7 protein-coding genes and 1 pseudogene are annotated in these 6,653 nt (G+C 71.2%); 6 read left to right on the plus strand and 2 right to left on the minus strand.

The genetic code is table 11. The features are described from left to right. Positions 1-266: pseudogene (locus G6030_RS03105) on the minus strand (HNH endonuclease); the annotation flags it as partial. Positions 267-387: 121 nt separating this feature from the next. Between G6030_RS03105 and G6030_RS03110 the strand changes: the two are divergent. Continuing rightward, on the plus strand, positions 388-1,149 hold the full coding sequence (locus G6030_RS03110) for an IclR family transcriptional regulator (protein WP_182642167.1): 762 nt from the start codon (positions 388-390) through the stop codon (positions 1,147-1,149). On the opposite strand, the gene G6030_RS03115 is transcribed toward G6030_RS03110, so the two are convergent. Next, positions 1,146-1,931: a 2-keto-4-pentenoate hydratase gene (locus G6030_RS03115; RefSeq protein WP_182642168.1), complete on the minus strand. Its 786-nt coding sequence runs from the start codon at positions 1,929-1,931 to the stop codon at positions 1,146-1,148. The two genes, G6030_RS03110 and G6030_RS03115, sit on opposite strands and share 4 nt — an antisense overlap. Before the next feature lie 60 nt (positions 1,932-1,991). Between G6030_RS03115 and kstD the strand changes: the two genes are divergently transcribed. The 5 genes from kstD to G6030_RS03140 all read left to right on the plus strand — a co-directional run. After that, on the plus strand, positions 1,992-3,698 hold the full coding sequence (gene kstD / locus G6030_RS03120; RefSeq protein ID WP_187701493.1) for a 3-oxosteroid 1-dehydrogenase: 1,707 nt from the start codon (positions 1,992-1,994) through the stop codon (positions 3,696-3,698). A gap of 1 nt (position 3,699) precedes the next feature. Beyond that, positions 3,700-4,560, plus strand: coding sequence for a MaoC/PaaZ C-terminal domain-containing protein (locus G6030_RS03125; RefSeq protein WP_182642170.1), 861 nt, complete (start codon positions 3,700-3,702; stop codon positions 4,558-4,560). Positions 4,561-4,745: 185 nt separating this feature from the next. Continuing rightward, the gene (locus G6030_RS03130; protein ID WP_182642171.1) at positions 4,746-5,078 is read left to right on the plus strand and encodes a hypothetical protein; all 333 of its coding nucleotides are present in this window, start codon (positions 4,746-4,748) and stop codon (positions 5,076-5,078) included. 11 nt (positions 5,079-5,089) lie between these two features. After that, entirely contained in the window at positions 5,090-5,566 is a 477-nt protein-coding gene (locus G6030_RS03135) for a hypothetical protein (protein WP_182642172.1), read from the plus strand. Continuing rightward, the coding region (locus tag G6030_RS03140) for a histidine kinase dimerization/phospho-acceptor domain-containing protein (protein ID WP_182642173.1) at positions 5,547-6,653 on the plus strand (1,107 nt) is incomplete at its 3' end. The genes G6030_RS03135 and G6030_RS03140, both read left to right, overlap by 20 nt.

Below are 6,653 nucleotides of genomic sequence, written 5' to 3' on the forward strand. Positions count from 1 at the left end.
GCCGCGAGATGGTCACGAGCCCGGGACTCCGGAGCCAGCCGCGCATAGGCCGGCCGCGGCGACGCCTCGCGGCGCTCAGCGTCGGCCGCCTCCGCCTCCGCCGCGCGGGAGAACTGCTGGACGAGCACGTGCGCGGCCTCCAACCGGGTGGCCCCGGCCCGGTTCTGCGCCAGCGTCGCCGCCCGCGCCGCGTCGCTGACCGCCGTCATGTCGGCAGCGCCGAGCGGAACGGAGACGGCGAACAACGGCGTCGTCGCTTCCGACATCTCCACCACCCCCGCACCGCATCAGTAGAACGTACATACAACCCTAATCGCTCCACATGATTAGCGCAAGCGTTCGATAGCGCCGCTCTGGGATGTCCGACCCGCGCGCTACACTCACCGCATGACCGAGCCGCCCACCTCCCCCGTCGATCGCGCCTTCGAGGTACTGCGCGTGACGGCGGCCGGCACGGGGATGACGCTGAGCGAGATCGCACGGGAGACGGGACTGGCCAAGTCCACGGCACTGCGATTGCTCACCGCTCTCGAACGCAACGACGCGGTGACGCGGATCGGCCAGCGCTACCGGCTCGGGCCGCTGGTCCACGAACTGGACCCGATCCCCGTATCGCCCGAGTACGAGCGGATCCGGCGGGTCCTCACGCCGTTCCTCGCGCACCTCTTCGAGGCCACGCGCGCGACCGTCCATCTGGCCACCCTGCACGGGGACGAGGTGGTCTATCTCAACAAGCTGCACGGCCCGCGCCCTATCCCGTCGCCGTCGCGGATCGGGGGCGGGCTACCCGCGTACTGCACGGGGGTGGGCAAGGCGATGCTGGCATTCGACGAGGCGGCCGCCGGCCGCGTCGCGCAGGGGCCGATGATCGCGTGGACCGAGACCACCCTGACCTCGCCCGACGCTCTGGCGGTGGAGCTCGGCGAGATCCGCCGCAAGAAGCGCGCGGTGGACCGCGCCGAGCTCACCCCGGGGCTGTACTGCGTGGCGGCGCCGGTGTTCGACGACGACGAGGAGGGCGCCGGCGGCACGCGGGCAGTCGCCGCCCTGTCCGCGAGCGCGGCGGACGAGAGCGCCCTGGCCCGGCTCGAACCGCTGGTCACCCGCGTCGCCGCGGCAGCCGGACGCGCCCTGAGCTCGGACCGCTAGCGGAACGCCATCGTCACGTCGCCCAGGCCCGCGAACTCCGCGCGGAAGGTGTCTCCCGGCGTCGCGTCCATCGCGCGGATGGCGGTGCCCGGGAGGATGACGTCGCCCTTGCGCAGTCGGACGCCGAACTTCGCGACGGTCGAGGCCAGCCAGCCCACTGAGTTCAAGGGGTTGCCCAGCACAGCGTCCGAACGGCCCGAGGCGAGGAACTCACCGTTCTTGTAGAGCGTCGCATCGATCGCGGCCACGTCGATGTCCGCCAGACGCACGCGCTGCTGCCCGATGACGTAACCGCATGACGAGGCGTTGTCCGCGATCGTGTCCGGCAGCTTGATCTTCCAGTCGCGGATCCGCGAGTCGATGAGTTCGATCGACGGGACGACCCACTCGATCGCCGCCGCGGCCTCCTCCTGCGAGCACCCCTCCGGCGGGATGTCGGCGCCCAGGATGAAACCCACCTCCACCTCGACGCGCGGGAAGCAGAAGCGCGCCGCCTCGATCGGTGTGCCCTCGGGATACTCCATCGTGTCGAGCAGGTGACCGTAGTCGGGCTCGTCGACGCCCATCATCTCCTGCATCGCCTTCGACGCCAGACCCACCTTGTGGCCGGTGACGACGGCACCGGCGTCGAGCTTGCGGCGGATGTTGACGAGTTGGATCTCGAACGCGTCGTCCGCGTCCATGTCAGGATGGTCGTCGGTCAGCGGGGCGATCGGCGAGACGTCGGTCTCGGCGTCCCAGAGTCGCTGGGCAAGAGTGGCGCGGGTCTCCTCAGTGAGCATGACGGGCATGCTACCTGGGGCGTCTGGCGCGACAGCGATCAGTTCTATAACGTGTTCTACATGGCAGACCAGGAATTCGACGTCGTCGTCGTAGGCAGCGGTGGAGCAGGCATGACGGCCGCCCTCGCGGCAGCAAAGAAGGGCCTCAGCGTGGTCCTCGTGGAGAAGGCCCCGCACTACGGAGGCTCCACCGCCCGCTCCGGCGGCGGCGTGTGGATCCCCAACAACTCCGTGCTCCGGCGCGACGGTGTCCTCGACACCCCCGAGGCCGCGCGGACCTACCTCCGATCGATCGTCGGTGACGTCGTCCCGGCCGAGCGGATCGACACCTACGTCGACCGCGGGCCCGAGGTCCTCGACTTCGTCCTCGCCAACTCCCCGCTCCAGCTGGAGTGGGTCAAGGACTACTCCGACTACTACCCGGAGGCTCCCGGCGGCCGCCTCGGAGGCCGGTCCGTCGAGCCGAAGCCGTTCGACCTGCGGCAGCTCGGTTCGGAGGCCGACAAGCTCGAGCCCGGCTACGCCAAGGCCCCGGCGAACATGGTCGTCATGCAGTCCGACTACCGCTGGCTCAACCTGCTGCAGCGGCCCACCACCAAGGGCATCCGCCGCTCGATCAAGGTCTCCGCGCGGATGGTCCTCGCGAAGGCCCGGGGGCGGAACATCGTGGGCATGGGCCGCGCGCTCATCGCCGGCCTGCGCAAGGGCCTGCTCGACGCGGGCGTGCCGGTGTGGCTCGAGACGCCCATGACCGGCCTGGTCACCGAGGGCTCCGGTAACGAGGAGCGCGTCGTGGGCATCACCGTCACGCGCAACGGCGAGGAGGTCACGCTGCGGGCGCGCCTCGGCGTGGTGATGGGCTCCGGCGGGTTCGAACACAACCAGGAGATGCGGAACAAGTACCAGCGTCAGCCCATCCCCACGGACTGGACCGTGGGCGCGGCCGCCAACACCGGCGAGGGCATCGAGGCCATGGAGAAGGTCGGCGCCGAGCTGTCCTTCATGGAGGACGCCTGGTGGGGTCCCACCATCATGCTCCCGCGCGGGCCGTGGTTCGCGCTGGCCGAGCGGTCCCTGCCCTGCTCGTTCATGGTCAACCCGCGCGGTGAGCGCTTCATGAACGAGTCGCTGCCCTACGTCGAGGCCGGCCACAAGATGTACGGCGGCGAGTACGGCCAGGGTGAGGGGCCGGCCGAGAACCTGCCGGCCTGGATCATCTTCGACCAGGAGTACAAGAACCGGTACCTCTTCGCCGGTCTGCAGGCCAAGCAGCCGCTGCCCAAGAAGTGGCTCGCGAGCGAGAACTTCCACAAGGCGGACACCCTCGCCGAGCTCGCCGAGCTCATCGGCGTGCCGGCCGACGCCCTCGAGCGCACCGCCGAGCGGTTCAACGGCTTCGCCGAGAAGGGCCGCGACGAGGACTTCCAGCGCGGCGAGTCGGGCTACGACCACTACTACGGCGACCCCACCAACAAGCCCAACCCGAGCCTCGGGCCGGTCCGCAAGGCCCCGTTCTACGCGGCCAAGATGGTGCCGGGCGACCTCGGCACCAAGGGTGGTGCCAACACCGACGTCCACGGCCGCGTGCTGCGCGAGGACGGTTCCGTGATCGAGGGCCTCTACGCCGCGGGGAACGCGTCCTCGCCGGTCATGGGCCACACGTACGCCGGGCCGGGCGCCACCATCGGACCCGCCATGGTCTTCGGCTACCTCGCCGTGGAGCACATGCTCGCCTCCACCCCCTCCATCCAGAAGACGGGAGTCTGACGTGCCGATCGATCTCGACACCGCCCTCGGGGCGCAGCTGCCCTCCCAGGAATTCTCCTGGACCGCGTCCGACGTGGCGCTCTACGCGCTGTCCGTCGGCGCGGCTGCGGACCCCATGGACACCACCGGGCTCGAGTACGTCCACGACGTCGAGCCCAAGGTGCTGCCGTCGTTCGCCACGGTCGCCGCCACGATGAACGTCACGGAAGCTCCGAAGGTGTCCTTCCCCGGCGTGGAGATCGACCTCGCGAAGGTCGTCCACGGCAGCCAGTCCGTCACGCTGCACCGCCCCATCCCGGCCGCCGGCACCGCCGTGACCACCACGAAGATCGCCGAGATCCAGGACAAGGGCTCGGCCGCGGTCATCATCCAGGAGTCCGAGACGGTCTCCGCCGACGGCGAGAAGCTGTGGACCTCCCGGTCCGGCATCTTCGCGAAGGGCGAGGGCGACTTCGGCGGCGAGCGCGGGACGTCGGAGAAGGTCGAGTACCCCGAGCGGGACGCCGACCACACCATCGAGGTGGCCACGCTCCCCCAGCAGGCGCTGTTCTACCGCCTGTGCGGTGACCGCAACCCGCTGCACTCGGACCCCGCGTTCGCCGAGGCCGCCGGGTTCCCCCGTCCGATCCTGCACGGCCTGTGCTCGTACGGCCTGGTCCTGCGCGCGGTGGTCGACGAGGTGCTCGGCGGCGACGTCTCCCGCGTCAGCGGCTACGGCGTCACCTTCGGCGGCATCTTCTTCCCCGGCGAGACCATGCGCATCCGGGTGTGGGAGGAGGGCTCGCGTCTGCTCGTGGCGGCCACCGTCGCGGAGCGCGACGACGCCCCCGTGCTGAAGAACGTGGTGGTCGACCTCGCCTGACCGGCGGCGCCCACTCGGGACGAACACGCCTGACGAACACCCCGCGGTCTTCACCGCGGGGTGTCGTCGTAGGAACGGGCCGGCCCCGCACACGAAGACCCCCGCGTATGAAGGCCCCCAGCACATGAAGACTCTGTCATGACCTTTTCATGAGCCGGTCATGCCGGGCTCGCAGGATTGCAGTCATGACCGAGATCACCAGCCCCCGCACCGTCCTGCTCACCCTGTCCGCGTCCGCGGCCCTCCTGCTGTCGGGATGCGCAGCCGGCAACGCGGATGAGACCCCCGCAGGCGAGAGCACCGCCACCGGGACCGCCACCGTGACCGTGACCGCGCCGGCCCAGTCGGACGCCCGCGTCGCGGGCGCGCCCGCCGTGGCCGGCGACGACGACCGGGACGACCGGGACGACGACGATGATGACGACTGGGAGGACGACCGGGACGACGACGATCACGACGATGACCGGGCCGACCGGGACGACGACCGGGACGACGACGACAACGACCTCGACGACTGACCGGACCCGCCATGTCTGAGTTCACGCGCAAGCTCGCACTGATCGCAGCGGTGGTGTTGGTTCCCGCCGGCCTCGCGCTCGGCGCCGTGGCCATCAGCGCCGACACCGGGGCCCCGCCGGTCCGGGTGGAGGACGCCTCGATCGACCTGCAGTCGCCGACCGACCGGCAGGGGCGCTCCTCGTCGTCCTCGTCGTCGTCCCCGTCGTCGTCCCCGGCCCCCGGTGACCCCGGGGCGGACGGCGACACTACCCCCGACGGCACCGGTCCCTACGACACCGCCGGGCCCCGCGCCTCGGCTGTCCCGGGCCCACCGGCGGCTCCCCCGGCGGCCCCCGCCGCACCGGCCCCACCCGCGCGACCCGTTCCGGTCCAGCCGGTCCAACCAGTGGTCCCCTACTACGGCGGCGACTGGGACGACGACGGCGACGACGACTGGGACGATGAGTGGGACGACGACGGGGACGGCGATGACGACTGGGACGACTGAGGCGGGCGCGGCCGGGCGGGCGGGCGCCACGGCCATCCCAGCACGCTGGCGGATCGTCGGGTGGATCGTCCTCACCACCGCGCTCGTGCTGCTCGCGCTGGGACTCACCCTCCGGGCCCTGCTCATGTCCGATGTCGACCGGACGGCCAACGCGGACGTCGTGCAGGAACTCGACGAGTTCCGCGCGTTCGTCCGCGAGGGAGTCGACCCGACGACGGCCCGGCCGTTCGACGACCCCGAGCGGCTCCTGCGGCTCTACCTCAGCCGACAGATCCCCGCCGACCACGAGGTCCACCTGGGCATGGACGAGGCGCGGGTGTTCGCCGTGGACCGGTCCGCCGGGGACCCCAGCCCGTACGATCTCGCCGCCGACCCCGCTCTGCTCGACGTCATCCGCTCGTCGGCCGAACCGTCGGGCGTCACCGACAGCCCAGTCGGCCCGGTCCGGTGGGGCAAGGTCACCATCACCGGCGGCGAACCCGGCGGCGAGACCGGCGCCGACCCCGCGGCCGGTGGGGACTCGACGTTCGTGATCGCCGTGTTCACCGGGCCGGAGCGCGCCGAGGTGGACGCCACCATGCGCGTCTACGCCTGGGGCTCGCTCGGCGGACTCGCGCTGACGGCCCTGTTCGGGTACCTCGTCGCGGGGCAGATCCTCGCGCCCGTGCGTGAGGTGAGGCGCGTGGCCGAGCGGATCCAGGAGAGCGACCTCGACCGGCGCGTCCCGGTCCGGGGGCGGGACGACATCTCCCAGCTCGCCGAGACGTTCAACGCGATGCTCGACCGGATCGAGGGCGCCTACGACACGCAGCGTCGCTTCGTCGACGACGCCGGGCACGAACTGCGCACCCCGATCACGGTGATCCGCGGGCACCTGGAGACCATGACCCCCGACGATCCGCCGGCCGTCCGCGCCGAGACGCTGCGCCTGGTGGACTCCGAGCTGGACCGGATGTCCCGCATCGTCTCCGACCTGCTCACCATGGCCAAGGCCGAACGTCCCGACTTCGTCCGGCCCCGCGCCGTCGACGCCGCCGAACTGCTGCTCGACATCGAGTCCCAGGCCCAGCAGCTCGGCGACCGCCGG

Origin of the sequence: Dietzia sp. E1 (assembly GCF_014145015.1) — a bacterium.
In the GTDB taxonomy this organism is placed as follows: Bacteria; Actinomycetota; Actinomycetes; order Mycobacteriales; family Mycobacteriaceae; genus Dietzia; species Dietzia cinnamea_A.